Source organism: Glycomyces tenuis DSM 44171, from assembly GCF_000427885.1.
GTDB lineage: Bacteria > Actinomycetota > Actinomycetes > Mycobacteriales > Micromonosporaceae > Glycomyces > Glycomyces tenuis.
In genome coordinates, this window is record NZ_ATYW01000002.1 from 158,577 (window position 1) to 184,334 (window position 25,758).

20 protein-coding genes are annotated in these 25,758 nt (G+C 71.2%); 9 read left to right on the forward strand and 11 right to left on the reverse strand.

Annotation, left to right across the window (positions count from 1 at the left end):
* Positions 1–17 precede the first annotated feature (17 nt).
* Positions 18–716 carry a YqeB family protein gene (locus YWW_RS0103285; protein ID WP_026928974.1) on the reverse strand — a complete coding sequence of 233 codons (699 nt, stop codon included), beginning with the start codon at positions 714–716 and terminating at the stop codon, positions 18–20.
* A gap of 75 nt (positions 717–791) precedes the next feature.
* Entirely contained in the window at positions 792–2,921 is a 2,130-nt protein-coding gene (locus YWW_RS0103290) for an anthranilate synthase component I (RefSeq protein ID WP_026928975.1), read from the reverse strand.
* A gap of 462 nt (positions 2,922–3,383) precedes the next feature.
* Between YWW_RS0103290 and ileS the strand changes: the two genes are divergently transcribed.
* Both ileS and YWW_RS28085 read left to right on the forward strand, forming a co-directional pair.
* Positions 3,384–6,530, forward strand: coding sequence for an isoleucine--tRNA ligase (gene ileS / locus YWW_RS0103295; RefSeq protein ID WP_026928976.1), 3,147 nt, complete (start codon positions 3,384–3,386; stop codon positions 6,528–6,530).
* A gap of 163 nt (positions 6,531–6,693) precedes the next feature.
* On the forward strand, positions 6,694–7,689 hold the full coding sequence (locus YWW_RS28085) for a hypothetical protein (RefSeq protein ID WP_051325326.1): 996 nt from the start codon (positions 6,694–6,696) through the stop codon (positions 7,687–7,689).
* A gap of 52 nt (positions 7,690–7,741) precedes the next feature.
* On the opposite strand, the gene YWW_RS0103305 is transcribed toward YWW_RS28085, so the two are convergent.
* The 9 genes from YWW_RS0103305 to YWW_RS0103345 all read right to left on the reverse strand — a co-directional run bounded on the left by YWW_RS0103305 (position 7,742) and on the right by YWW_RS0103345 (position 19,513).
* Positions 7,742–8,128 carry a type II toxin-antitoxin system death-on-curing family toxin gene (locus YWW_RS0103305; protein WP_026928977.1) on the reverse strand — a complete coding sequence of 129 codons (387 nt, stop codon included), beginning with the start codon at positions 8,126–8,128 and terminating at the stop codon, positions 7,742–7,744.
* Positions 8,125–8,322, reverse strand: a complete 198-nt coding sequence (locus tag YWW_RS0103310; RefSeq protein WP_026928978.1) for a ribbon-helix-helix protein, CopG family — start codon at positions 8,320–8,322, stop codon at positions 8,125–8,127. Before YWW_RS0103310 ends, YWW_RS0103305 begins: the two co-directional genes overlap by 4 nt.
* 131 nt (positions 8,323–8,453) lie before the next feature.
* Complete coding sequence (locus YWW_RS0103315; RefSeq protein WP_026928979.1) at positions 8,454–8,945, reverse strand: Rv0361 family membrane protein; 492 nt, start codon at positions 8,943–8,945, stop codon at positions 8,454–8,456.
* Between the two features lie 238 nt (positions 8,946–9,183).
* Entirely contained in the window at positions 9,184–9,762 is a 579-nt protein-coding gene (locus tag YWW_RS0103320; protein ID WP_026928980.1) for a nuclear transport factor 2 family protein, read from the reverse strand.
* A gap of 103 nt (positions 9,763–9,865) precedes the next feature.
* Positions 9,866–12,907, reverse strand: coding sequence for an ATP-dependent helicase (locus YWW_RS28090; RefSeq protein ID WP_051325327.1), 3,042 nt, complete (start codon positions 12,905–12,907; stop codon positions 9,866–9,868).
* Positions 12,900–15,992 carry an ATP-dependent helicase gene (locus YWW_RS0103330; protein ID WP_162145912.1) on the reverse strand — a complete coding sequence of 1,031 codons (3,093 nt, stop codon included), beginning with the start codon at positions 15,990–15,992 and terminating at the stop codon, positions 12,900–12,902. The genes YWW_RS28090 and YWW_RS0103330 overlap by 8 nt, the downstream gene beginning before the upstream one ends.
* 120 nt (positions 15,993–16,112) lie before the next feature.
* Positions 16,113–16,574, reverse strand: a complete 462-nt coding sequence (locus tag YWW_RS0103335; RefSeq protein WP_026928982.1) for a hypothetical protein — start codon at positions 16,572–16,574, stop codon at positions 16,113–16,115.
* 366 nt (positions 16,575–16,940) lie between these two features.
* Positions 16,941–18,590 carry an ABC transporter permease gene (locus YWW_RS0103340; protein WP_026928983.1) on the reverse strand — a complete coding sequence of 550 codons (1,650 nt, stop codon included), beginning with the start codon at positions 18,588–18,590 and terminating at the stop codon, positions 16,941–16,943.
* Positions 18,591–18,592: 2 nt separating this feature from the next.
* Complete coding sequence (locus YWW_RS0103345; RefSeq protein ID WP_026928984.1) at positions 18,593–19,513, reverse strand: ABC transporter ATP-binding protein; 921 nt, start codon at positions 19,511–19,513, stop codon at positions 18,593–18,595.
* 91 nt (positions 19,514–19,604) lie between these two features.
* On the opposite strand from YWW_RS0103345, the gene YWW_RS28095 reads away from it, so the two are divergent.
* From YWW_RS28095 to rplL, 7 genes are all read left to right on the forward strand, one after another.
* Entirely contained in the window at positions 19,605–20,117 is a 513-nt protein-coding gene (locus YWW_RS28095; protein ID WP_051325388.1) for a GbsR/MarR family transcriptional regulator, read from the forward strand.
* An 80-nt stretch (positions 20,118–20,197) separates the two neighbouring features.
* Positions 20,198–20,479 (forward strand): preprotein translocase subunit SecE, encoded by a 282-nt coding sequence (gene secE, locus YWW_RS28100; protein WP_051325329.1) that lies wholly within the window; start codon positions 20,198–20,200, stop codon positions 20,477–20,479.
* A gap of 224 nt (positions 20,480–20,703) precedes the next feature.
* Positions 20,704–21,468 (forward strand): transcription termination/antitermination protein NusG, encoded by a 765-nt coding sequence (gene nusG, locus YWW_RS0103360; protein ID WP_026928985.1) that lies wholly within the window; start codon positions 20,704–20,706, stop codon positions 21,466–21,468.
* Between the two features lie 356 nt (positions 21,469–21,824).
* Complete coding sequence (gene rplK / locus YWW_RS0103365; protein WP_026928986.1) at positions 21,825–22,253, forward strand: 50S ribosomal protein L11; 429 nt, start codon at positions 21,825–21,827, stop codon at positions 22,251–22,253.
* 73 nt (positions 22,254–22,326) lie between these two features.
* Positions 22,327–23,025, forward strand: coding sequence for a 50S ribosomal protein L1 (gene rplA, locus YWW_RS0103370; RefSeq protein WP_026928987.1), 699 nt, complete (start codon positions 22,327–22,329; stop codon positions 23,023–23,025).
* A 274-nt stretch (positions 23,026–23,299) separates the two neighbouring features.
* On the forward strand, positions 23,300–23,839 hold the full coding sequence (gene rplJ, locus YWW_RS0103375; RefSeq protein WP_026928988.1) for a 50S ribosomal protein L10: 540 nt from the start codon (positions 23,300–23,302) through the stop codon (positions 23,837–23,839).
* 34 nt (positions 23,840–23,873) lie between these two features.
* Entirely contained in the window at positions 23,874–24,260 is a 387-nt protein-coding gene (rplL, locus tag YWW_RS0103380; RefSeq protein WP_026928989.1) for a 50S ribosomal protein L7/L12, read from the forward strand.
* Positions 24,261–25,758 lie beyond the last annotated feature (1,498 nt).

A 25,758-nucleotide genomic window follows, 5' to 3' on the forward strand; every position in this document is an offset into this window, starting at 1 on the left:
GCACTGACGCCTCCGCCTCAGCGGGCCGACTCGTCGATCAGCCGCCAGTGCTGCTTCTTGTCCTCATCGCGCACGACGACGCCGAGCTTCGCCAACTCCGCGCGCAGCTCGGCCGCGTCGTCGCCCTTGCCGTCCCGGACCGCGCCCTGACGGGCCTTGAGCACCGGATTCGCGCCCGCCGGGAGCCCCTCGGCGTCCGGCACCCACAGCCGGTAGGCGTCCTTGAACGGGTCGCCCTCCGACCAGCGGTAGCCGTGCCGCTCCACCGCCGCCCGCAGTTCCCTGCGGTCCAGGTCGAACTCGACCGAGACCAGCTCCTCGCCGCGATGTCCGAGCACCACCATCCGCTTGTCCTCGACGAACACCGACGCGACCGCGGCCGCCTCGGCGCGCTGCTCGTCGTCGCCCCGCTTGGTCTCGATGCCGCGGCGGTCGACGGTCACGGTGAGCAGCGCGCTCACGATGAGCAGTGCGATCACCAGGCCGGCCACGACGCCGACGCCGACGGCCACGGCGATCCTGGGCACCGTCGACAAGTCCGTCAGCCACTCCACCGGTCCTTGGAGCGGCGCGACCGGCAGACCGACATACCACTCGGCCACGAGCGTCAGCACCCAGCCGAGCACGCCGCCCACCAGCGGAAGGCCCACCCAGAGCGCCGGAGTCAACCAGCCCGGTTCGCTGACGACGGTCCGGTCATCGGTCGAGCCGCCCACAGGAGTCCTTTCGTCGACACCGCCACAAGACCGGGCCACTGTAACCGTCGGCGTCCAGCGGCCCGGCGCGAACCACTACCGCGCGGTCAGACGCAGGACGTTCCCGATGATCCGGTGCCCGTGCGCCCCGGCCGCGGTCAGGATCGACTCCGGATGGAACTGCACGCCGAACCAGCGCCTGCCCGGCGCCTCGATCGACATCACCACCTCGCCGATCGCCGACGTCGGCGTGAAATCGCCCTTCACCTGGTCGGCCGTGGCGTACAGCGAGTGGTACCTGGCCGCGGTCACCTCGTCCGGCAGCCCCGCGAACAGCCCGCCCCCGCCGACCTTCACCGCCCCCGGCTTCCCGTGGCTCGGCTCCGGCAGCAGCGACAGCGAGCCTCCCGCGTGCTCGACCATCGCCTGCAGCCCCAGGCAGACCCCGAACACCGGCACCTCGCGCCGCTCCAGCTCGTCGAGCAGCGCGGCCGTCCCGAAGTCCTCCGGGCGGCCCGGCCCCGGTGACAGCACCACCAGATCCGGCGCGAGCTCGTCCAACGCCTCACCGGCGTCGAAACCGAACCGCAGCGTCGTCACCTCGCAGCCGTGCTGCCGGAAATAATCCCCGAGCGTGTTCACGAAGGAGTCCTCGTGATCGACCAGCAGCACCCGCCGCCCGGCCCCCGCCGGACCGCCCGCCACCTCGATCGGCGTCGGCACCGGCGCCGCCGCCCCCACACCGCCCGCGGCCGTCTCCAGCAGCGCCCGCGCCTTCAGGTGCGTCTCGGCCTCCTCGGCGTCCGGATCCGAGTCGTACAGCAGCGTCGCGCCCGCCCGCACGCACGCCACCCCGTCGCGGATCTGCGCCGTCCGCAGCGTCAGCCCCGTGTTCATCGAACCGTCGAAGCCGACGAAGCCGACCGCGCCGCCGTACCAGCGCCGCGGCGTCGTCTCCTGCTCCTCGATGAACCGCATCGCCCACGTCTTCGGCGCGCCGGTCACCGTCACCGACCACATGTGCGTCAAGAACGCGTCCAGCGCGTCCATGTCCTCCCGCAGCCGCCCCTCCACGTGGTCCACCGTGTGGATCAGCCGCGAGTACATCTCGATCTGCCGCCGCCCCAGCACCTTCACCGAGCCCGGCACGCACACGCGCGCCTTGTCGTTGCGGTCCACGTCGGTGCACATCGTCAGCTCCGACTCCTCCTTCGGCGAACCGATCAGCTCCGCGATCTGCGAGGCGTCGTGCAGCGGGTCGTCACCGCGCGCGATCGTCCCCGAGATCGGGCACGTCTCCACCCGGTCCCCCTGCACCCGCACGAACATCTCCGGCGAGGCCCCCACCAGGTACTCGCCCTCACCGAGATTGAAGATGAACTCGTACGGCGCCGGGTTCGCCGCCCGCAGCCGCTCATAGAACGCCGTCGGCGAATCGCACGCCGTGTACATCTCGTGCCCGGGGACCACCTCGAACAGGTTCCCCGCCTTGAACTCGCGCTTCGCGCGGCGCACCGTGTCCGCGTACACGCCCGGCACCGGCCCCGCCGGGACCTCCCCGGCCGCCACATACGCCCGCTTCTCGGTCTCCCGGCCCAGCTCGTCGGTCGCCCGCCCCCCGAAATCGAACTCGTACCGCCACACCTGCGCCGTCTCCCGCTTGCGGTCGACGACGTACACCTCGTCGGCCAGATGCAGCACCAGGTCCCGCTGGTCGGCCGCCCGGTCCTTCGCGAGCGCCACCGGCTCGAACTGGTAGGCCAGGTCGTAGCCGAAGGCCCCCCACAGCCCCAGGTACGGGTCGTCGCACGCCAGCGCCTCGAGCAGCACCCGCAGCGCCGTGAACGCCGTCGGCTGCTTCGACCGCCGCTCCTCCGGCACCCGTCCCGCGGGCTCGGGCACCTCGACGCGCACCCCGTCGACACCGCCGGATACGGCCCCCACACCCGCGTCGCGCAGCGCCGGCCCCAGCGCCTCGACCAGCACCGTGCCGCGCTCGTTGAGCGCGCGCACCTCCACCGAGCGGCCCCGCGCCACCACTTCCACCGGCGGGTCGACATAGGCGAGGTGGAACCGCGAATACCGGCCCGGGTACTCCATCCCCGAGGACAGGACCCCGCCGCGGCGGGTCTCGACCCGCTTCACGACCTCGGTCAGATCCCCGTCGGACAGATCCTCCACGGACCGCCGGATCGTCACCCCGCAGGGCGTCTCAAAGGTGTTCATTCGGCCTCGATCTCGATTCGGGCCCCGCGGCGGCCGACCCCGGATACGACGAAGCGACCGCCATCGAGGCGGTCGCTTGCTTACTGCACGCAGGAGCATCGACGCCGCCTCAGCGACGCCACCACCAGCTACGCGCGTGATTGTTCACGTGGCCGATCTTACATGCCCGCGGGCCCGAACGAAAACCGGTGCGAGCCCCGTCCCGCAGGGCGTTACACTTGGACGCAAAGCATCGACCCGGCCATCACCGGCGAGCTTCCGGAAGAACAGGCCACACCACGGCGGAGCATGCGAAGCCGCGAATCGGTGAAGCCCCACTAGACCCGGACGGACGCGGCCCGTCACCGCCGCCGAATCGAGCGGGCGCGCCGAGCGGCGCGCCAAGCGAGGTGGTACCGCGGGCCCCCGGGCCCGTCCTCGCACACCAGACGACCACCAGGTGTGACGAGGAGACACCGAGCCATGGCCTATCCACTCGACGACCCCCGACGGGGCGTGCCGGCGAGCCCGAACCTGCCCGAGGTCGAACGCCGCGTCCTCGACTTCTGGACCAAGGACGACACCTTCGCCGCCTCCATCGAAGCGCGCGAGGCCGGCGAGAACGGCGCGAACGAGTTCGTCTTCTACGACGGCCCGCCCTTCGCCAACGGCCTGCCCCACTACGGGCACCTCCTCACCGGCTACGTCAAGGACATCGTCCCGCGCTACCAGACCATGCGCGGGCACCGCGTCGAACGCCGCTTCGGCTGGGACACCCACGGCATGCCCGCCGAGGTCACCACCGAACGCGAACTCGGCCTCAAATCCAAGGCCGAGATCGAAGCGTACGGCGTCGACCGCTTCAACGCCGCCGCCAGGGCCTCGGTCCTCCAGTTCACCGACGAATGGGTCGACTACGTCACCCGCCAGGCCCGCTGGGTCGACTTCGAGAACGACTACAAGACCCTCGACCTGCCCTACATGGAAAGCGTCATGTGGGCCTTCAAGACCCTCTACGACAAGGGCCTGATCTACGAGGGCTACCGCGTCCTGTGGTACTGCTGGCGCTGCGAGACGCCGCTGGCCGCCACCGAGACCAAAATGGACGACACCTACCGCGACCGGCAGGACCCCGCCGTCACCGTCGGCCTCGAGATCACCGGCGACACCCCCCTCGCCGGCGCGAAGCTCCTGGTGTGGACCACCACGCCCTGGACGCTGCCGTCGAACCTCGCCGCCGCCGTCCACCCCGACGTCGACTACGTCGTCGTCGAGACCGAAGGCCACCGCTACCTCCTCGCCGAGGCGCGCGTCGCCGCCTACGCCCGCGAACTCGGCGACGAACCGCGAGTGGTCGCCCGCCACAAGGGCACCGAACTCCTCGGCCTCGCCTACCGGCCGCCGTTCGACTTCTTCGTCGGCCGCGAAGGCGCCCACCGCGTCCTCGCCGCCGACTACGTCACCACCGACGACGGCACCGGCGTCGTCCACATCGCGCCCGCCTTCGGTGAAGAGGACAAGGTCGTCACCGACGCCGCCGGCATCGAACCGGTCGTGCCCGTCGACGACTCCGGCCGCTTCACCGAAGACGTCCCGCCCTACGCCGGCATGCACGTCTTCGACGCCAACAAGGCGATCATCAAGGACCTCAAGGCCACCCAGCGGCTCCTGCGCCACGACACCTACAACCACAACTACCCGCACTGCTGGCGCTGCGGATCGCCGCTGATCCAACGCGCCCTCTCGGCGTGGTTCGTCGCCGTGACCCGCTTCCGCGACCGCATGGTCGAACTCAACCAGGAGATCGACTGGACCCCCTCGCACATCAAGGACGGCCAGTTCGGCAAGTGGCTCGCAGGCGCCCGCGACTGGAACATCAGCCGCAACCGCTTCTGGGGCTCCCCGATCCCGGTGTGGACCAGCGACGACCCCGCCTACCCGCGCGTCGACGTCTACGGCTCTCTCGAAGAGCTCGAACGCGACTTCGGCGTCGAGGTCACCGACCTGCACCGGCCCGGCATCGACGAACTCACCCGGCCCAACCCCGACGACCCGACCGGGAAATCGGTCATGCGCCGCGTCCCCGAAGTCCTCGACTGCTGGTTCGAGTCCGGGTCCATGCCGTTCGCGCAGGTCCACTACCCGTTCGAGAACGCCGACTGGTTCGAGCACCACTACCCAGGCGACTTCATCGTCGAGTACACCGCGCAGACCCGCGGCTGGTTCTACCTGCTCCACGTCCTCGCCACCGCCCTGTTCGACCGGCCCGCGTTCCGCACCGCCCTGGTGCACGGGACGCTGCTCGGCGCCGACGGACAGAAGATGTCGAAGTCGCTCAAGAACTACCCCGACGTGCGCGTCTCGTTCGAGGAGTACGGGTCCGACGCGATGCGCTGGTTCCTCGTCGCCTCACCGGTCCTGCGCGGCGGCGACATGCCCGTCACCGAAGCGGGCTTCAGGGACGCCGTCCGCCAGATCGTCCTGCCGCTGTGGAACGTGTGGTACTTCTACACGCTCTACGCCGGCGCCGCCGGCTACGAGGCCGCCCCGGCCGAGGCCCGCGCCGCCGCGCTCGCCAGCGAGCACCAGCTCGACCGGTACCTGCTGGCCAAGACCAGGGAACTGGTCGAGACCGTCACCGCGGCGATGGACGCCTACGACCTGGTCGGCGCGACCTCCGCGTTCCGCGCCTACCTGGAGTCGCTGACGAACTGGTACGTGCGCCGCTCCCGCGACCGGTTCTGGGAAGGCGACGAGGCCGGATTCGCCACGCTCGCGACGGCGCTCAAGACCGCCTGCGAAGCGGCCGCGCCGCTGCTGCCGATGATCACCGAGGACATCTGGCGGGGCCTGACCGGCGGCCGCTCGGTGCACCTCGCCGACTGGCCCGACGCCGCGGACCTGCCCGCCGACCACGACCTGGTCGAGGCGATGGACACCGTCCGCGACATCGCCTCGGTCGGCCTGTTCATGCGCAAAGCCCGCAAACTGCGGGTGCGCCTGCCGCTGGCGAAGGTCACCGTCGCCACCGGCCACGCCGAACGCCTCGAACCGTTCGCCGAACTGCTCAAGGACGAGCTGAACGTCAAGACCGTCGAATTCGACTCGAACATCGATGCCTACTCCAAGGCCGACCTCAAGCTCGTGCCGCGCGTCCTGGGCCCCAGGCTCGGCAAGGACGTGCAGCGGGTCATCAAGGCCGTCAAGGCCGGCGACTGGACCGTCGAAGACGGCACGGTCACCGCCGGCGGCGTGGTCCTGGAGGACGGCGAGTACGAGCTGACGACGATCGCGGTCGACGCCGACCACACCGAGGCCCTGCCGCGCGGCACCGGAGTGCTGGTGCTCGACACCGAGGTCACCCCGGAACTGGCCGCCGAAGGGCTCGCCCGCGACGTGGTCCGGGTCGTGCAGCAGGCCCGCAAGGACGCCGACCTCGACGTCACCGACCGCGTCGCGGCCGTGGTCGACGCCGCGGGCGACGTGCGCGCTGCCGTCGAAGCCCACGCGGACTTCGTGAAAGGCGAGACGCTCGCGCTGGAGCTGTCCTTCGCGGACCTCCCGCCGGAGGCCACCGGCGGCGAAGCCGGCGAAGGCCGAACGGTGCGGGCCGCCGTCCGCAAACTGTAGAACCGACGCGGAGGGCCCGGCGGCACGAGCCGCCGGGCCCTCCGCGTCCTCACCTCATGGCGAAGCCGCCGGTTCCGCCCTGCTCCGCGTTCCCCCGCGCGGGGGAGCCGATTCACCTGCCGGGGCCAGGCGCGGCGCCGCCGCTCCGAGCAGACTCGGAGCCATGAGCACGATGACAGCCCCCACGACGCCCGAGCGGACCGCGCCGAGCCGCACCTACCCTGCCCTCGCGTGGGCCACGACCGCCCTCCTGGCGTGGGCCGCCGCCTACGGCGCACTGCGCGCGTACTGGGCCCTCGGCAACGCTCCCGAGTTCGCCCCGCTGCCGCAGGACCTGGTGCTCTTCCCCGGCTGGGGCGCGGTCGGCCTGTGCGCCGCGGCGGCCCTGGCGGCCCTCGGGCTTCGCCTGACCGAGCGCTCCCGCACGGCACTGGCCGCCGCCTGGGCCACGGTCGCGGCGATGGTGGCCGCCAGCCCGCTGTTCTTCCTCGACGTGATCGGCGGGGTCCTCGCCGGCCTCGGCCTTCCGTTCAGCCCGCCCTCGGTCCTCGGACGCGGCGGCATGGTGGCCGGAGCGGCGCTGCTGGCGGTCGCGGCCCTGGCCTACCGGCGCCGCATGCGCGGCGCCTGCGCCCGGTGCGGGCAACGCGAGCGCCACGCACGCCCCGACAAGGCCCCGACCTGGGCCTTCGTGGCCGCCTACGCGGCGGTCGCGGGCTGCCTCATCCGCCTCGCCGCCCAATACGGCTTCGCCGGCTTCGAGGCGACCCCCCTCGACGCGGGCGCCGCGGCCATCGTGTTCGAGATCGGCTTCGTCCTGGCCGGGACGCTCCTGCCGCTGGCGCTCGTCCACCGCTGGGGCCTGATCTGGCCGCGCTGGGTCCTCGGCCTGGCCGGGCGACGCGTCCCCCGCTGGCTCGTGCTGGGCCCGGCGATGTTCATCTCCGGAGGCATGATCGCCTACTTCGGTTTCCAGCAGGTGCAGTTGATCGCGAACCTGTTCACCGGCACGGTGATCGACGCCGAAGGCACACCCTACGGCCAGGCGTTCATGTGGACCGCGATCCCCGCCTACACCGTCTGGGGCCTGGGCCTGGGCGCCGCCACGGCGGCCCGCCTGCGCCAGACCCGCCCGACGTGCAGACGCTGCGGCGCCTGAGTGCGAAGTGAAGGGGGCCCGGCGAGCGCCGGGCCCCCTTCGCGGGTTCGCTCTATTTGAGCGGAGTGGTCCACTGCGCAAGCCCCTTGGCGATCTCGGGAACCTCGTGGTCACCTCGGGCCACGGCCCGTACGAAGTCGTCGCCTTCTTCCGGTGAAGGAACCTTCAAGTGGAGGCCGTTCATGCCGAACATCAGCTTGGCCGCCAAGTACGCGAGACGCTTGTTGCCGTCCACCATCGCGTGGTTCCGCGCGAGCGAATGCATCAGCGCGGCGGCCTTCTCGTGCAATTCCGGATACGCCTCCACACCGAACACCGCGGCCTGCGGCCTGGCGAGAGCCGATTCGAGCAGGCCCCAGTCGCGTACCGGAGGTCGTCTGCTTCCCGTGATCGCGATGGCGATCTTGATCAGGTCATCGAGATCGAGATAGTAGATCACTCGGCGAGCCGATCCAGCAGCTCGCCGTCTTCTTCCAGGCTGCGTGCGAGCAGGTCGTCGAACCGTCGCTCACGTTCGGTCAGGAAGCTGTGGATGGCTTCCACCACGAGGTCGTGCTTGGAGCGGTGCTCCTTGGCGGCCCGCTCGGTGAGCAGGCGGTCGTCTTCTTCTGAGAGTCGCAGTGTCATGGCCATAGGGGAATGCTACCGCGTGCTATTGAGTGGTAGCAAAATATTCTGCCTGTTCGCGGGCGTGTCGTCCCAAAGCGAACGCGCGAGGGCCCGGCGGCCCAGGCCGCCGGGCCCTCGTCAGATCGGTCCTCCGGCTACAGGAACTCGCCGCAGAGCCTCCACTCGTCGTCTTCCTTGACCAGTTCCATGGTGGTGGTCTCGGTGGACTCCTCGCCGGTCTCGAAGTCCGGGCCGGTCACCTCGGCCTCGACGGTGGCGGTGTCGCCCTCCTCGCTGGTCTCGAGGATCTCGACCTCGAAGGAGACGTCGCCGAACTCGGGCATCGACCCGACCATCGCGTCGAGTTCCTCGTCGGTCATCGTCTTCATCTCGTCGGCGGTCGTCCGGATGTCCGCGACGTCCTCGGCGCAGAAGTAGTCCTCGCTGACATCGGCGAGCTCGTCGAAGTCGCCTTCGGAGAGGGCCGTCAGGAAGTCCTCGGCGCCGTTGTCGTAGAAGTTCTCCACTGCCGCGTCGGGCGAGTCCGCGTTGCCGCCGCAGGCCGCGAGGACCAGCGCGGTGGCGAAGGCGCCGCCGACCACGGCCGCGGCTCGGCGGGCAGAGCCGAGCTTGCTGTGAGTGCTCATGGGTTCCAATCAGGGCTGAGAAGAATACGGGCGGGCCTCTCGAGCAGAAGCGGCCGGCGGTCGTCCTCGGCCGACTTCAGGGCCCGCCGTGACAGTAACACCGGCGGACCAACCGCCTGTCCGCTCGGGACGGTCGTTCCGTCACTGGTCGCGGCCCCTGCCGGGAGACGTCGGCGACGCGGCGGAGTCCGGACGCGATGGCCCCGGGGCCGTCGCGTGCCTCAGCCGTCGCGCTCGGTCAGAAGAACGCCCCGCACAGCTGCCACTGGCCTTCTTCCTTGGCCATGTCGAAATCGGTGGTCTCGGTGCTGACCTCGCCGGTGAGCGGGTTGGGGCTGGTCAGTTCGACTTCGACCGTGCCCGTGTCGCCCTCTTCGGTGGAGCCGAGGATCTCGTACTCCACGGTGAACTCGTCGGATTCGAGTTCGCCCAGCTCTCCCATGGCCGCGGCCCGCTCCTCCTCGGTCATCGCGGCCAGCGAATCGCCCATGGCGCGGATCTCCGCCACGGATTCGGAGCACCAGTACGGGTCCGCCGCGTCGGCCGCCGCGTTGAAGTCCTGGTCGACCAGGATCGCGACGATGAGGTCTTCGATGCCGTTGTCGAGGAAGGCGGCCGCGGCGCCTTCGATGGTGGCCAGGTCTTCGGCGGGCGCGGCGTCGGCCGCGGCCGTGGTCTCGGCGGCGGTCTCCTCGGCGCCGCTGTCGCCGCCGCCGTCGTCGGAGCCCGCTCCGCAGGCGGTCAGGGAGAGGAGCGCGGCGAGGGCGCCGCCGGCCAGCGTCGCGGTGCGCAGCCGCGGCTTGGTCTGGGTGTCCATGGTGTCCTATCGATCAGGGTGGTGGATCGGGCCCGATGCCGCGGCGGGGACCGCGGGGCCCGCCGCGACACTAGCATTCGCGGACCGGCCCGCCGAGTGCCGCTCAGTCCGGCTCGGGCCACCAGGTGCGTTCGGCGCCGACGTAGTGGAACGCGACCCGGACCCGTGACTCGGGGACGCCTCGCAGCCTCGCCCACGCCTTGCGGTACACGCGCAGTTGCAGCACCGCGTGCTCGGCCTCCTCGCCTTCGGGGGGCCGACCGGTCTTCCAGTCGACGATGTCGTAGCCGCCGTCGTCGCGGGCGAACACCGCGTCGATCCGGCCGCGCACCACCATGCCCTCGTACTCGACCACGAACGGCACCTCCTGCGCGACGATGGCGCGCCCGGCCCACTCGGACCGCTCGAAGGCGGCCTTGAGCTCCTCCAGTTCCCCGTCGCCGACCGCCTCGTCGGCGGCCCCGGGCAGCTCGGCCGGGTCGAACAGGCCCCCGCCGCCGAAGAACTCCTCGACCCACATGTGGAACTCGGTGCCGCGCTGCGTCGCCTGCTTCGGCGGTCGCGGCATCGGGCGCCGCCGCTCGGCCGCGAACGCCGCCTCGTCGGCGCGCATCGCCATCAGCTGGGAGGTCGACAGGCGCCTGGGCCGCGGCAGCCGGACCACGCCGGATTCGCGTTCGTCCCGCTCGGCCAGGAGCAGCTCGGCCTCCTCGGCCCAGCGCCGCGCCGCCGGGGCGTCGCTCAGCTCGCCCGCCGCCGCGACGAGCCCGGCCGCCTCGGCGAACGCCTCTTGGCGGGAGCCCAGCGGCGCGGCCCGCGGCCACTGGGCGGTGCGGCCCTGCTCCTCGAGCGGGTTGGACGGCCCCGCCTCCGCCCAGACCGCGAGCTCCGCTCCGGCGGCGCGCGCCTCCTCGAGGTACGGGGCGGGCTTCCTGGGACGGCTGGAGTCGGCGTCCCAGCAGTAGCCCCCGGCCAGGAGCAGGCTCTTCGCCCGTGTCAGGGCCACATAGGCCAGTCGGCGCTCCTCGTCGAGCCGCGCCTCCTTGTCGTCGGCCTTGAACGCCGTCAGCGCCTTCTTCACCTCGGCGGGGGTGCGGGCCTCGTCCAGGTACAGCACGGGCAGGTTCGCGGCGTCGCCTCGCAGCGGGTACGGCAGCCGGGACGGGTCGGTCACCCACGTCGAGGCCGCGCCGCCGCTGGGCAGGATGCCCTCGCACAGCCCCGGCACGGCCACGGTGTCCCACTCCAGGCCCTTCGCGGCGTGCACCGTCATCAGCTGCACCACGCCGCCGGTCGCCTTCGCGCCCTCGATGACCAGGCCGCGTTCGCGTTCGGCCGCGGACTCCAGGTAGGACAGGAAACCGGGCACGCTCGCGCCGCTCGTGTCGTTCTCGTACGACGCGGCGATGTCGGTGAACTCGTCGAGGTTCGCCAGGTCCCCGTGGTGCAGCATGACCTCGACGTCCAGGCCGGTGTGCGCGATGACGTCGCCGACGACGTCCGGCAGGCTCTGGCCGAGGCGGCTCCTGACCCACGTGAGCTCCTCGTGGATCTGCGCGAACCGCAGCAGCCCCAGCGCCGAGTAGTGCTCGGCGTCGCCGGGGTCGGCCAGGGCGTCGGCGAGCGTCGCCTCGGCCTCGACGCCCGCGTCGGGTTCGAAGCCGCGCGCCTCGGGGGCCATGTCCTTGGCGCGGCGCCACAGCGCGCCGATGTCCCTGGGGCCGATGCGCCACCGGGTGCCGGTCAGCAGCCGCATGAGCGCCGGCCCGTTCAGCGGGTCGGCGGCGGCCCGCAGGATCGCCACGACTTCGGCGACCTCCGGGTAGTAGAGCAGCCCGAGCGAGCCGACGACCTGCACCGGCAGCCCGGCGGCGGTCAGAGCCCGGTGCAGGGAGGGGATCTGGCGCCGCTTGCGCACCAGCACCGCGGCGGTCCCCTCCCCTTCGGGGTCCCACACCTCGACCAGGCGCTCGGCGATCCAGGCCGACTCGTCGTCCATGGTGGCGTGCATCGCGGCCTCGACGCGGCCGTCGCCGTCGACGCCGGCGGTCAGCGGCGGCACGGTGCCGGCCCGCAGCGGCGCCGAGACCGCGTTCGCGACTTCGAGGATGGCGGCCCGGTTGCGCCACGACCGGGTGAGGTACACGGTGGACGCGGCCTCGCCCGCCGGGCCGGGGAAGTCGGAGGGGAAGCGTTGCAGCGTGCCCGCCGAGGCGCCCCGCCAGGAGTAGATCGACTGGTTCGGGTCGCCGACGGCCGTCACCGGGTGGCCGCCGCCGAACAGGTCCCGCAGCAGCGTCACCTGCGAGTGGGAGGTGTCCTGGTATTCGTCGAGCAGGACGGCCCGCCACCGTTCGCGTTCGGTGCGGACGATCTCGGGCGAGGCGGCGACGAGGCGGGCCGCGAGCGAGAGCTGGTCGGCGAAGTCCATGACGCCCAGTTCGCGTTTGCGCTGCTCCCACGTCTCGACCAGCGGCAGCAGCTGCTGGTGTTTGCGCAGCAGGGCGACGAACGAGCGGTAGTCCTCGTTGTCCTTGGCGGCCTGCCGCTCGGCGAGTTCGTCGGCCAGGCCGCGGCCGAAGTCGCGCAGGTCCTCGCCGTCGCGCAGGTGCTCGGACAGCTCCCCGGCGAGGCGCAGGACGAGCTCGGTGACCTTGTCGATGCCGACGTCGAACTCGGTCATCTCCCCGTCCCAGGCGGTCACGACGTCCCGGGCGAGCTGCCAGCGGCCGGTCTCGGTGACCACGCGCGTGCTCGGTTCGACGCCGATGCGGATGCCGTGCTCGGCGACGAGGTTCGCGGCGTAGGCGTTGTAGGTGGACACGGTCGGCTCGCCGTACAGCCGGGACAGCTCGGGCAGGCCCTCGGCGAGCTTGCGGAGCTTCTCGCGGATCCGCGCGGCCAGTTCGGCGGCGGCCTTGCGGGTGAACGTCAGGCCGAGGATGTGCTCGGGCCGCACGACGCGGTTGGCGATGAGCCACACCACCCGGTCGGCCATGGTGGTGGTCTTGCCCGATCCGGCGCCGGCGACGACGAGCAGCGGCGCGGCCCCGGCTTCGATGACGGCCCGCTGCTCCTCGGTGGGGGTGGGTTCGCCGAGCCGGTTGGCGAGGCCGATCGCGCTGTACGCCCCGGGTTCACTCATCGGTGACCTGCCGTCCCTCGTCGGCGAGAGGGCAGCAGTTCTTGACCGAGCAGGTGGCGCACTTGCCCGAGTGCCTGGCCTCGAAGACGGGCGCGCCCATCTGGCGGGCGGTGTCGTCGACGAGCTCGCCCGCCCAGTCGGGGTTCGCCGCGTCGCCGAGGGGGCCCTGCGTGAGCGCCTTGGTCTTGGTCTTGTTCTCCACGGTCGGGTAGACCAGTTCGGCGCCGCCGGGTTCGGTCCCCTCCTCGAAGGCGCCGTGGGCGACGGCGAGCTGGTAGGCGCCCATCTGCGCGTGCCGTTCGGCGTCCCGCTGGCTGGGGGCGTGCCTGCCGGTCTTGAGGTCGACGACGTAGACGCGGCCGTCCTCGTCGCGTTCGAGCCGGTCGACCTGCCCGGACATGACGACTTCGACACCGGGCGGGCCGAGCTCGAGGCGGACGCGGAAGGAGCGTTCGGCGCCGAGCAGTTCGCGTTTGTTGGCCCGCAGCCAGCTCGCGAACCGCTCGACGGCGCCGGAGATGCGCCGCCGCTCCTGCTCGGCCTGCCAGGGCGCCTCGAAGGGGAGGCGGTCGAAGTGCTCGTCGACGACGTGCCGCATGACCTCGGCCGGGTCGGCGTCGGGGGTCTCGGCGACGGCTTCGGCGGCGGCGTGCAGGAGCGTGCCCATGTGGCGGGGGAGGAGCTCGCCGGAGTCGGCGCCGTGGGATTCGAGGACCCATCTGAGACCGCACTGCTGGGTCTTCTCCACTTGCGAGGGTGAGATCTTGATGGTCTCGCCGGCGAGGGCGAGGGCGCGTTCGTCGGACAGTTCGGCGAGCCCCCACCACGCGGACGGGTTCGCGCCGGGCACGACGGCCGCGGCGAGCCGCTGGAGCTGCGCCGCGGCGGCGCTTCGGCCGGGATGCTCGGCGTCGACGACGATCTCGCGCAGGCTCGCGACCAGCGCCGCCAGGCTCAGCGGGCGCACGCCGCGCGGCGGGTGGCCCGGTTCGACGCCCAGTTCGGCGCAGAAGCGGCTGGGTTGGAGGTCGTCGGAGTCGACGGCGGTGACGAGCAGTCGGGTGCGGGCCCTGGTGCAGGCGACGTAGAACAGGCGGCGGTCCTCGTCGAGCAGCTGCGCGACGGCGTCGACGTCGGAGCGGCCGTCGAGGAGGTCGACGAGGGCTTCGGCGCCCATGACCGAGCCGCGGGGGCGCAGGTTCGGCCACAGGCCCTCCTGGGCGCCGGCGACGACCACGAAGTCCCACTGCCCGCCGTGGGCGGCGTGGGCGGTGGCGAGGGTGACCGCGTCGCCGACGTCGGCGGTCGCGGAGCGGTAGGCGCCGGGCAGCTGCTGGTGGAGGACATGCTCGGCGAACACGTCGACCAGGGCGCCGGGCTGTTTGCGCTCGTAGTCGGCGGCGAGGTCGAACAGGGCGATGACGGCGTCGAGTTCGGCGTCGGCCCTTTGGGCGCGCCGGTCAGCGGACAGGGCGCGGCGGCGCAGCCGCTCGCCCATGCCGGAGGTCTCCCACACGGCCCAGAGGACGTCGCTGATGCCGCCGGGGCCGCGGGCCGCCTCGAACAGGGCCGAGAGCCGCCGCGCGGGCGCGGCCCACTCCTCGTCGGGGAGCGTGGCGATCTCGCCGGGGTCGGCGAGGGCCTCGACGAGGAGGTCGGCGGTGGGGGAGAAGTCGTCGGCGGCGATGGCGATGCGGCGCAGCTCCTGGCGCAGGCGCCGTTCGCTGAACGGGTCGGCGCCGCCGAACGCGGAGTGGAGGAGCCCGGCGGCGGTGGTCTCGTCGAGCCGGTCCCGGTGGCGTCCGATGAGGATGATGCGGAGCAGGTCCCGGACGGTGGAGTGGGCCGGCAGGGGCACGTCGTCGGAGGCCTGGCGGGTGGGGACGCCCGCGTGCTGCATGGCGCGGCGCAGCTGGGGGATGGCCGAGGCGGACTTGACGAGGACGGCCATGTCCGAGTAGGGGGTGCCCTCGAGCAGGTGGGCGCGGCGGAGCGTGTCGGCGATGTGGACGGCTTCGCGGGTGGGCGAGGGCAGGTGCACGACCGCGGCCGAACCGTCCGTTTCGGAGTCGGTGCCGCGGCGGCGGTCCCGGTCGGGGCCGCGCAGCCGCTTCGACAGGGTGACGGTGGCCGACAGGGGCGCCAGGGCGACGGTGTGCGTGTTCGCGAGCCGGATCGTCGGGGCGTCCTCGCCGGTGCGGGTGGCGAAGCGGTCGGGGAAGTCGCGGACGGTGTCGGCATCGCCGCCCCGGTAGGCGAAGACGGCTTCGTCGGGGCAGCCGGCGGCGACCAGGCCGCCGCCGTCGCCGGCCAGGAGCTGGAGCAGTTCGACGTGGGCGGGCGTGGCGTCTTGGAGGTCGTCGACGAACACCCACGCGGGGCGCGGCGCCAGGTGCGGACGCGAGCGCAGCTCGGCCGAGGCGGCCCGGATGAGCTCGGCCGCGTCGTACAGGGAGCTGGCCATGGACTGGACGGCGAGGGTGGTGACGTAGCGGTCGTAGAACCGCGCCGCGGCTATCCATTCGGGACGGTCGTGTTCGCGGCCGAGCCGCGCCAGGTCGCCCTCGGTGACGCCGCGCTCACCGCAGCGCATGATGAGGTCCTGGAGCTGCTGGGTGAACGCGTAGGTGCGCAACGCTTCCGAGAATCCCTCGGGCCACGCGAAGTCCTCGGTGGCGAGCATGGAGCGGATGAGCGCGTCGGCTTCGGGGCCGGTCAGCAGGCGCGGCTCCTCGCGGCCGTCGGCCACGGCGGCGGCTCGCAGGATCGCGAACGCGAACGCGGCGAAGGTGAACACGCCGACCTCGGCGGCCGAGTGCGGGGCGGTGAGGGTGTTGATCCGCTCGCGCAGGTAGGCGGTGTCCTGTCGGCGCAGGCCCAGCATGAGGATCGAGGCCGGGTCGGTGCCTGCTTCGACTTTCGCTGCGGCGCTTCGGATGAGCGCCTCGGTCTTGCCGGTGCCCGGCCCGCCGCGGACCAGCAGGGGCCCGTCGGTGTGAGCGACGACCGCCCGCTGCGCCTCGTCGAGCTCGGGCTCGGTCGGCGCAGCGGGCGGGTCGATCAGTTCGTATCGAAGGTAGGACACGGTCCCCATGGAATCACAGCGAACCATCGGGGTCCGACATCCCGGGTGTTCGAATGTGCCGCGGCCGAGGACGTCCCGGTTCGCGACGGTTCGAGCCCGGCGGCCCGCTCGGGGGTCGGGTCAGGCCTTGATCGAGGGGCTGTATGAATGCCACCTGAAGGTGCCGTCCTGCGAGGCCCACACGTGGATGCGGAACCGTGTTCCCTCGGCGACGTTGCGTTCGCAGACGGTCGTGCCGCCGGCGGAGTTGCTGGTGTTGGTGTCGTCGAAGCAGACGCCGCCGTGGTCCACCCAGTAGTAGTAGCCGGCCGGGTGGTACTTCTGCACCTGGAGCTGGCCGCGGGTGCCCCAGCCGTCGGGGCGGAAGTCCTCGAGGACGATGTTCTCGCCGTTGCTCCGGATTTCACCGAGGCCGCCGTTGAAGCCGTCGGGTTTCGTCCACCAGGCCCAGGCGTAGTTCGGCTCGGCCTGGACGCTCGGTTCGGCCTGGGCCGCGCTGGGGAGGAATCCCACCAGCATCAGCACCGAGGCCGCGATTGCGACGAGCCCACGGATCGCGTTTGCGCGCATGCGTTCTGACATTGCGTCTCCTGATTTCGGATGGTCGCAGCTTGTGACTGCGCTTGCGGGTGTTGGGGATCCACTATCAGTAGACAACAGACATGGGCATATGTGAACTTATTGTGGGAGGGCTCTCACCGCCTTGCGGTGAAGCTCGGAAGCACGGCTTCTCCACGGGGAACCGGCGGTTCGGATCGGTCCACATGACAAGGTGGAGACCCCCGTCGACAGCGCCGTCGAGGGCTTCGCCATTGAAGCGGGATCCACGACCGGCGACTCCACCGAGCTCGGCGCGGCCGGGGCCGATGCCCACCGAAGGCGGCGGCCGCGATGCCGTCGCCGCTCACGGCGGGGCGGGCCCGAAGGCCCGCCCCGCCGTGAACCTGTTTAGCTGAACTGGAGGTTCCGGCGCCGCACTCCCATGTAGCCGATCGCGGTGATCGCGGCGGCTATGACCGTCAGCACGACCAGCGGCAGCCAGTCCAGGTCTTCGACCGGATAGGACGGCACGTGCTCGTACGGCGAGACGCTCAGCATCGCGTCCGGGAACTCCAGGATGGGCCCGAAGTACCCGGCGATGAACACATACGCCCACGGCAGCCAGCGCAGCCACCCGGCCCGCGGCAGCCAGCCCAGGCAGGCGAACGCCAGCGCCACCATGATCCAGATCGCGGGCAGGTGGACCAGCCCGCCGATGAGCATCTCGTCGAAGTACGACCACTCGCCCATCGAGCCGACCCCGGTCAGCGCCAGGGAGACCGTGCCGACGACGGACGCGACGGTGGCCGTGACGAGCGCGATCGGCAGGTACGAGCCGGGCCAACCGGACCGGGGTACGGGCGCGGCGGCGAGCAGCTCGCCGCGCCCCCCGGTTTCCTCCTTCCGGGCCCGCCCGATCACGAGCAGCCCGAAGATGGTGGCGGTGAACGCGCTGATCAACGAGATGGTCACCACGAAGCCCTCGGTGATGGACGCGCCTTCCTGCTCGAAGATCTGGCGCTGCGTCTCCGAGAGCGTCTCGAACATGTCGTCGGCGCCGCCGACGATCGAGCCGTACGCGGCGCCGAGCAGGACCATGGTGATGATCCCGGCCCACAGCAGGCCCCGGCTGAGCCGGAAGCTCAGTGAGCCGATCGAGCGCAGCCCGGCCCTGGCGGTCGCGGGCCCCGGGCGGGCGGCCATCAGCCCCTGCCCGAAGTCCCGGCGGGCGACCAGCGCGAACGCCAGCCAGATCAGGACCGCCGAGACGACCGCGGCGACGACGATCGGGACCCAGTTCTGCTCGGGCGTGAAGGCCAGGGTCTCCTGGGCCCAGCCGAAGGGGGAGAGCCAGACCGCGGCGTTCTCCTGCGCGTTGCCGACCATGCTCATGAGGACCCCGAAGGCGAGCGCGCCGAAGGCGAGCGCGTTCGAGGTCGAGCTGTAGCCGGCGATCTGGGCGGTCACCGCGGTGATCGCGGCGAAGGTGACGGCGACGGCGGTGTGCAGCAGGCCGTAGAGCATCGCGCCGGTGAAGTCGGCGTCCTCCATGACCAGGGTGCTCAGCCCGATCAGCAGGCCGAGCGCCACGGCCGATATGGACGCCAGCAGCATCGCGGCGGCCAGGTCGGCGCGCCGCCCCACCGGCTGCGACCTGATCACCTCGAGCCGCGAGGTCTCCTCGTCGGCCCTGGTCAGGCGCGTGATGAGCAGGATGTACATGACGGCGACGACGAGGGTCGACCACAGGATCATCTGGTGGGCGAACATCGCCGCCCCGCTCTGGGCGTAGGCGTCGATGTACTCCGCGGGCCCGGTCATGGACCGCATCGCGGGAGTGTCCACCGTGGTGGCGAACTGGGCGCGTTCGTCGGGGGTCGCGTACATGTCGGGGAAGGCGGCGGCGATCGCCAGGGTCCCGCCGATCATGCCGGCGAACCAGCCGGTCAGGTAGACGCGGGTGCGCCGCGCCTGGAAGCGCAGGAGCTTCCCGGTGCCGGCGAGCGTGCCCAGGCTCCCTTCGCGGAGCGTCGAGCGCGCGGTGGTCGCAGTTGCCATGGCTAGTCTCCGTTGCCGTTGTCGACGCCCTTGGCGGCCAGTTCGTCCCCGTAGTAGCGCAGGAACATCTGCTCCAGCGACGGCGGCTCGCAGGTGAGGCTGGCGATTCCGGCGACGGCCAGCTGGGCGAGCACGTCGTCGAGGGCGGTGCCGTCGACGTGGAAGCGGACCTCCAGACCCTCGGTCCTGAGGTCGTGGACGCCTTCGTGGTCGCCCAGGCCCCTGACCGGGTTCTTGAGGACGGCGTGGATCTGGGAGCGGGTGAAGTGCCGCATCTCGGTGAGCGTCCCGGATTCGACGATGACGCCCTTGCGGATGATGCTGACCCGGTCGCACAGCTGCTCGACCTCGCTCATGACGTGGCTGGAGAGCAGCACGGTCTTGCCCTGGGCGGCGACCTCGCGGACGCATTCGTTGAACACGGCCGCCATGAGCGGGTCGAGCCCGGAGGTGGGCTCGTCGAGCAGGAGCAGGTCGACGTCGGCGGCGAAGGCCGCGACGAGGGCGACCTTCTGGCGGTTGCCCTTGGAGTAGGAGCGGCCCTTCTTGCGGGGGTCGAGGTCGAAGCGCTCGAGCAGCTCGTCGCGTTTGCGCTTGTCGATGCCGCCTCGCAGACGCCCCAGGACGTCGATGGTCTCCCCGCCGGTCAGCCCGGGCCAGAGGGCGACGTCGCCGGGCACGTAGGCGAGGCGGCGGTGGAGTTCGGCGGCCTCGCTCCACGGGTCGGAGCCGAAGAGCCGGGCGGTGCCGCCGTCGGCCCTGAGCATCCCGAGCAGGACGCGGATGGTGGTGGACTTGCCCGCCCCGTTCGGGCCGAGGAAGCCGTGCGTCTGGCCCTCGGCGACCTCCAGGTCGAGTTCGTCGAGCGCGGTCACGTGACCGAAGCGCTTGACCAGGTTCTCGGTTCGGATGACAGCAGTCATGACCAAGAACCTATCACAGTTTTCATAAATTTGTAAAATGTATGATCGACTGGCATACGATCCATTGAAGGCCGCCGACGAGGGGGAACGGATGACCTACACCGACGAAGAACGTGCCGCGTTGCTGGACTACGTCGAGCGGTTCTCGGAGATCCTCATCGCCAGCGGCATGCAGCGCATGTCCGCCCGGGTGTTCACCTACGTGCTCGCCGACGACGCGGTCACCTATACCGCCGCCGAGCTCGCCGAGGGCCTCGACGTCAGCCTCGCGGCCATCTCCGGCGCGGTCCGCGAGCTCACCACCGGGGGGCTGCTCATCAAGAGTCGGCGCCCCGGTACCCGCGCCGACGTCTACCGGCTCAACGACGAGGACATCTGGGGCACGATCGTCCTCGATCGCGTACCGCTCATCGAGCGCTACCGGGCCATCGCCCTCGAAGGCATGGCGACCCTGCCGCCCGGACCCGGCCGCGACCGCGTGGAGCAGACCTCGGAGTTCATGGAGTTCTGGTTCGAGGAGGCCGCGACCATCCGGGACCGCTGGAAGGCCCGCCTCAGAGAGCGCACGGTCGCGCGGGAGCGCGGCGGCGGAAGCGAGACGTGATCGGCTCGTGCGGTATGCTGCGGTCCTGAGCGCCCGAATAATGGCGTTCACGCAAGAGACGCACCCTGGAGGAAGCCGACGTGGCCGACGACACCAGCCGCTCCGACACGACCGCGGGCAAAGGTCGTCCCACGCCCAAGCGCGGCGAGGGCAGGTCCGAGCGCAACCCCTTCAAGAAACTCGGCCGCTTCTTCCGCGAGGTCGTCGAGCAGCTCCGCAAGGTCGTCTACCCCACGCGCCGCCAGCTGGTCACCTACAGCATCGTCGTCCTGGTCTTCGTGAGCATCATGATGGCCTACATCGGCGGGCTCGACCTGCTCTTCGGCGACCTCGTCCGCCGCGCCTTCGGAGCCGACTCCTAAGACACGCCGCACACGTGAGCTGCGACCGTTCCGAGGTGCCTGAGGTGTCTCGACCGGACAACCGGTTACCCTAGTGGTATAACACGCGCCGGCCCCGCCGGCGCGTGCCTGTTCCGGGCCCGCGGCCACGCCCGCGGAGCCGGAAACTCTGCGGATTCTCACCGCAGCCAAGAGAGAAATGTGGATCCCCGCCCGGCGGGGACGAGCCGGAATGTGAGCTAAGCGTGTCTGAGTTCGACGAAGCCTTCAAGAACGACGCCGAGGCGCGGGCCGCCGCGGCGAAGGGCGCGGGTGCCGACGAGGAGACCGACCTCGAGGCCGTCGAGACCATGACCGCCGAGGTCGAGGCCGCCGAAGCCGAGAACGAGGAGCCCGAGGTCGACCCGGCCGAGGCGCTGCGCGCCAAGCTGCGCTTCGCGCCCGGCGAGTGGTACGTGCTGCACTCCTACGCCGGCTTCGAGAACCGGGTCCGCTCGAACCTGGAGAACCGGATCCAGTCCTTCGACATGGAGGACTACATCTACCAGATCGAGGTTCCCACCCACACCGAAGTCGAGATCAAGAACGGCAAGCGGTCCAAGGTGGAGGCGAAGGTCTTCCCCAGCTACGTGCTGGTCCGCATGGAGATGACGCCCGAGTCGTACTCGGTCGTGCGCAACACGCCCGGCGTGACCGGTTTCGTGGGCGTGGTCGACCGCACCGACCGGCCCAGCCCGCTGCCGCTCGACGAGGTCATCCAGTGGCTCCTGCCGCCCGAGCAGAAGCCCGCCGCCGAGTCCGCCGCCGAAGAGGCCGCCGCGGCCGAGCCCGAGATCAAGGTCGACTTCGCCGAAGGCGAGTCCGTGACCGTCGTCGACGGCGCCTTCGCCTCGATGCCCGCCACGATCGCCGAGATCAACGCCGAGCAGCAGAAGCTCAAGGTCCTCGTCTCCATCTTCGGACGCGAGACCCCCGTCGAGCTCAATTTCAACCAGGTCTCCAAGCTCTAGGCGGGGCCGAGGGCCGTCTGAGGGAGAATCCGAGCCGCGGCCCGCTCGTCGCAGGCACCGCTCGCTGCGGGCCTCCCTTTCGCGTCGGCTCCTCACGAGCCCTGTCGGATTTCCGCTCGGACGAGGCGGCGGCGCGGGGGACATGGCGCACAGCTCACACACCTCGCCTGAGGTGCGCGTCGCCGCGGCGAGTATCGTGGAGAAGTTGCGTGCCTGCGCCTTGAGCCGTTCCACGGCCCGCGGACGTCACCGCGAAGGCGGGCGCGCCATGTAGAGCACGGGGCGATCCGCCCCGTGAAAAGCCCAGACACGGCGAAGCTTGCGAGCCGTAAACCTGCACAGAAGAGAAGGACACGATGGCTCCTAACAAGAAGGCCGTTGTGACGTTCAAGCTGGAACTCGCGGGTGGCCAGGCCACTCCGGCTCCGCCGGTGGGTCCCGCCCTCGGCCAGCACGGCGTCAACATCATGGAGTTCTGCAAGGCCTACAACGCGGCCACCGAGACGCAGCGCGGCGAGATCCTCCCCGCTGAGATCACGGTGTACGAGGACCGTTCGTTCACGTTCGTCCTCAAGACCCCGCCCGCGGCGAAGCTGCTGCTCAAGGCCGCCGGCGTCGCCAAGGGCTCCGGCGAGCCGCACCGCAACAAGGTCGGCAAGGTCACCGAGGCCCAGGTCCGCGAGATCGCGGAGAAGAAGCTCCCCGACCTCAACGCCAACGACCTCGACGCCGCCGCGAAGATCGTCGCCGGCACCGCCCGCTCCATGGGCATCACCGTCGAGTAGCGGGCCAGCAGCACCAGCCAAGCCAGTGGAAGGGCGAGCGCTCGCCCCCACCACGACATCCGAAGGATGGAACATGAAGCGCAGTAAGAAATACACCGACCTCGCCAAGAAGGTCGACCGGACGCAGCTCTACGGGCCGCTGCAGGCGGCCGAGCTCGCCAAGGAGACCTCGCCGTCGAAGTTCGACGCGACCGTCGAGGTCGCCATGCGCCTCGGCGTCGACCCGCGGCAGGCCGACCAGCTCGTCCGCGGCACCGTCTCGCTCCCCAACGGCACCGGCAAGACCGTCCGGGTCATCGCCTTCGCCGAAGGCGACAAGGCCGAGGCCGCCCTCGAGGCCGGCGCCGACGAGGTCGGCTCCGACGAGCTCGTGAAGCGGATCTCCGAAGGCTGGCTCGAGTTCGACGCCGCCGTCGCCACGCCCGACCAGATGGCCAAGATCGGCCGGATCGCGCGGATTCTGGGCCCGCGCGGCCTGATGCCGAACCCGAAGACGGGCACGGTCACGCCGGACGTCGCCAAGGCCGTCACCGACATCAAGGGCGGCAAGATCGCCTTCCGCGTCGACAAGCACGCCAACCTGCACCTGGTCATCGGCAAGACGAGCTTCTCCGCCGAGCAGCTCGCCGAGAACTACGCCGCCGCCGTCGAAGAGGTGCAGCGCCTGAAGCCGTCCAGCTCCAAGGGCGTCTACATCAAGAAGATCACGCTGACCACCACGATGGGCCCGGGCATCCCGATCGACCCGTCCGCGGTCAAGGCCGCCAAGTAAGCCGCGTGTGACGTAGCCCCGGTGCAGGCTCCTGCGCCGGGGCTTCCGCGTTTCCCCTGCTAAGCTTGGTTCGTTTTCCACAACCCGAAGACCGTCGGTCACCGCCTCGAGCGGTTGTAAAACCACACCGGGACCAGCGCAGGGCGACTCGAAACGACCATGGTGTCGGTCGGCTTCCAAGCCGGCCTCCGGTCAAACGCCGAGGCGTCCGCAAGGACGCCTTTTTTGTCGCCTCCGGACGGTTGAGGAATTGCAGCCGAGAAAGGAGGGAAACATGGCTGAACGACAGGAATACCCGGCGGACAAGCAAGCCGCCATCGCCGAGCTGACCGACAGCTTCTCGAAGTCGTCCGCCGCCGTGCTCACCGAGTACCGCGGCCTGACCGTCGAGGAACTGAGGGAGCTCCGGCGTTCCCTCGGCGAGGGGGCGCGCTACCGCGTCGCCAAGAACACTCTCGCCAAGCGCGCCGCGAGCCAGGCCGGCGTCACCGGCCTGGACGACCTGTTCACCGGCCCCACCGCGATCACCTTCATCGAAGGCGACCCGGTGGAAGCGGCCAAGGGCCTGCGCAACTTCGCCAAGGACCACGAGGCCCTGGTGATCAAGGGCGGGTTCATGGAGGGCAAGTCCCTCACCGTCGAGGAGATCACCAAGCTCGCCGACCTCGAGTCGCGCGAAGTGCTCCTCGCGAAGCTGGCCGGCGCGCTCAAGGCCAACGCGCAGAAGACCGCCGCCGTCCTCAACGCGCCGCTCTCGCAAGTGGCTCGCCTCGGCGCGGCGTTGCAGGACAAGAAAGCGGCCAGTGGGGAGTGACCCCGCCGGTCCGAGACTTTAGAAAGGAAACACCATGGCTAAGCTGTCCACTGAAGAGCTGCTCGACGCTTTCAAGGAGATGACCCTCCTTGAGGTCTCCGAGTTCGTGAAGGCGTTCGAGGAAGAGTTCGACGTCACCGCCGCCGCCCCGGTCGCCGTCGCGGCCGGCGGTGCCCCGGCCGCCGGTGGCGAGGCCGCCGCCGCCGAGAAGGACACCTTCGACGTCGTCCTCGAGTCCGCCGGTGACTCGAAGATCAAGGTCATCAAGGAAGTCCGCGGCATCACCAGCCTCGGCCTGAAGGAAGCCAAGGAGCTCGTCGAAGGCGCTCCGAAGGCCGTCCTCGAAGGCGCGAACAAGGACGACGCGGAGAAGGCCAAGGAGGCCCTCGAGGGCGCCGGCGCCACCGTCTCCCTGAAGTAAACGGCCGCTCGGCGAACCGAGCGAACACAGGGGCCTCCCAGCCCTGTACGGCCGGGGCCGCGCCATCGGAAGGTGGTGCGGCCCCGGTTTCGCCGTCTCCGGGCCCCGATCCGCCGCCCCGTTTCGTTCGCCTGCGGAAAATTTCTCCTACGCCTGCAACGTTTCCCCGCCTCGGTCGCGTCTTTTCTGCAGTAGGCGTCCGCCGTGAGGAGTCCCGCACGCCGTCGGCGTGCGGAGACCGGAACCAACCGAATGGGGAACCGCCCGGGCCGCGCAGATGGGGCGCGGCCCGGGCTCTTCGCCGCCCCTGATCGGCCCCCTGAAGACGATGTGGTGAGAAAAGTGCTCCGAGCCCGCGTCACCTTCGCGGCGCGGCCTCGTTGTACTCGGTGAGGCGGCCGGTCATCGGCCGCCGGAGGTGCGGAGCGATCCGGTCCACGGCGCAGGCCGCGGCCGTCGACCGGCCCGATGCGCGGAAGACGCGGCGGCGCAAGGCAACAGGCGACGCAGCGGCGCCACGTCCCCGCACTCCGGGCACAGCCCAGGCGCACTGCGCCCGCGAGCCGCTGCGCGGCTCGCGAGCGCCCCCGGGCCGCGTGAGCGCGGTCCGGGGGCCTCGACAGCGGCGGCGAGCCGCCGCGTCGGCGCACGGTTCCCGAGGCCGCGGCGCGCCGAGCCGCGGAGGGGACGGCTCGGCGCACCGCGGCACGCCCGCCCGGGACGGCCATGTTTGACCGCCGCCCGCGCGGGATACCCAGCGAGCGACCCAGCGCTCGGGGCCATCGCCGTTTCGAGGGCGACGGCAGGTCCTTCCGCCCGTCATCGCAGTGTCGACAAGCCATCGTCAGGCATCAACCCAGCGGGCGGGGCGGGACGCGCAGGAGGCCGACCCCATCGGCCCGGCGCGATCCCGGCGGCGCTGGGCCTTTTCACGCCCAGAGCCTGGTGACGGGCCCCAACGGGCGTTGTCCGGCCCGTCCGCCGCCGCGCTGGCCGGGCGCCCCGGCACGACACCGCGGGCCCGGCCGACACGCCGCGGCGGCCGGCCGCACGCTCAGGCCCGCGCCGGCCCCGGCGGCCGGTAGGCGCCCCGCCGCGGGAAGGCGTCCCCGCCCGCCCGCGGCCCTTGGGCGCCTAGCCGATCGGCGGTCCGAGCGCTGTCGGCGGCGGGAATCGCGGGCTGGAACGGGCGTCCCGTCCGGCCCCGCTCGGCCCCTCGTGCGAGGATCCGCACCGCGACGCATCAGACGGTTGACTTGACGAAGTGTGACTTCATCCTGCAAACTAGGGGCTCAAGCGCCACAACGTGGCGCGCGCTACGTCCACCGGCGTGTGACGGCACACCTCCAGTGCGACGCGGCGCAGGCAGGCCCGGGCCGGACGGCGGCCCGGTGGGATCGACCCTGAGACGGGAGGAGCTTCGGCAGCCGACGAGATCGTCGTCACCACTCACCCCGCTGACCCGGCGGGGAGTTGACAGTTGCCGAAGCTTACACTA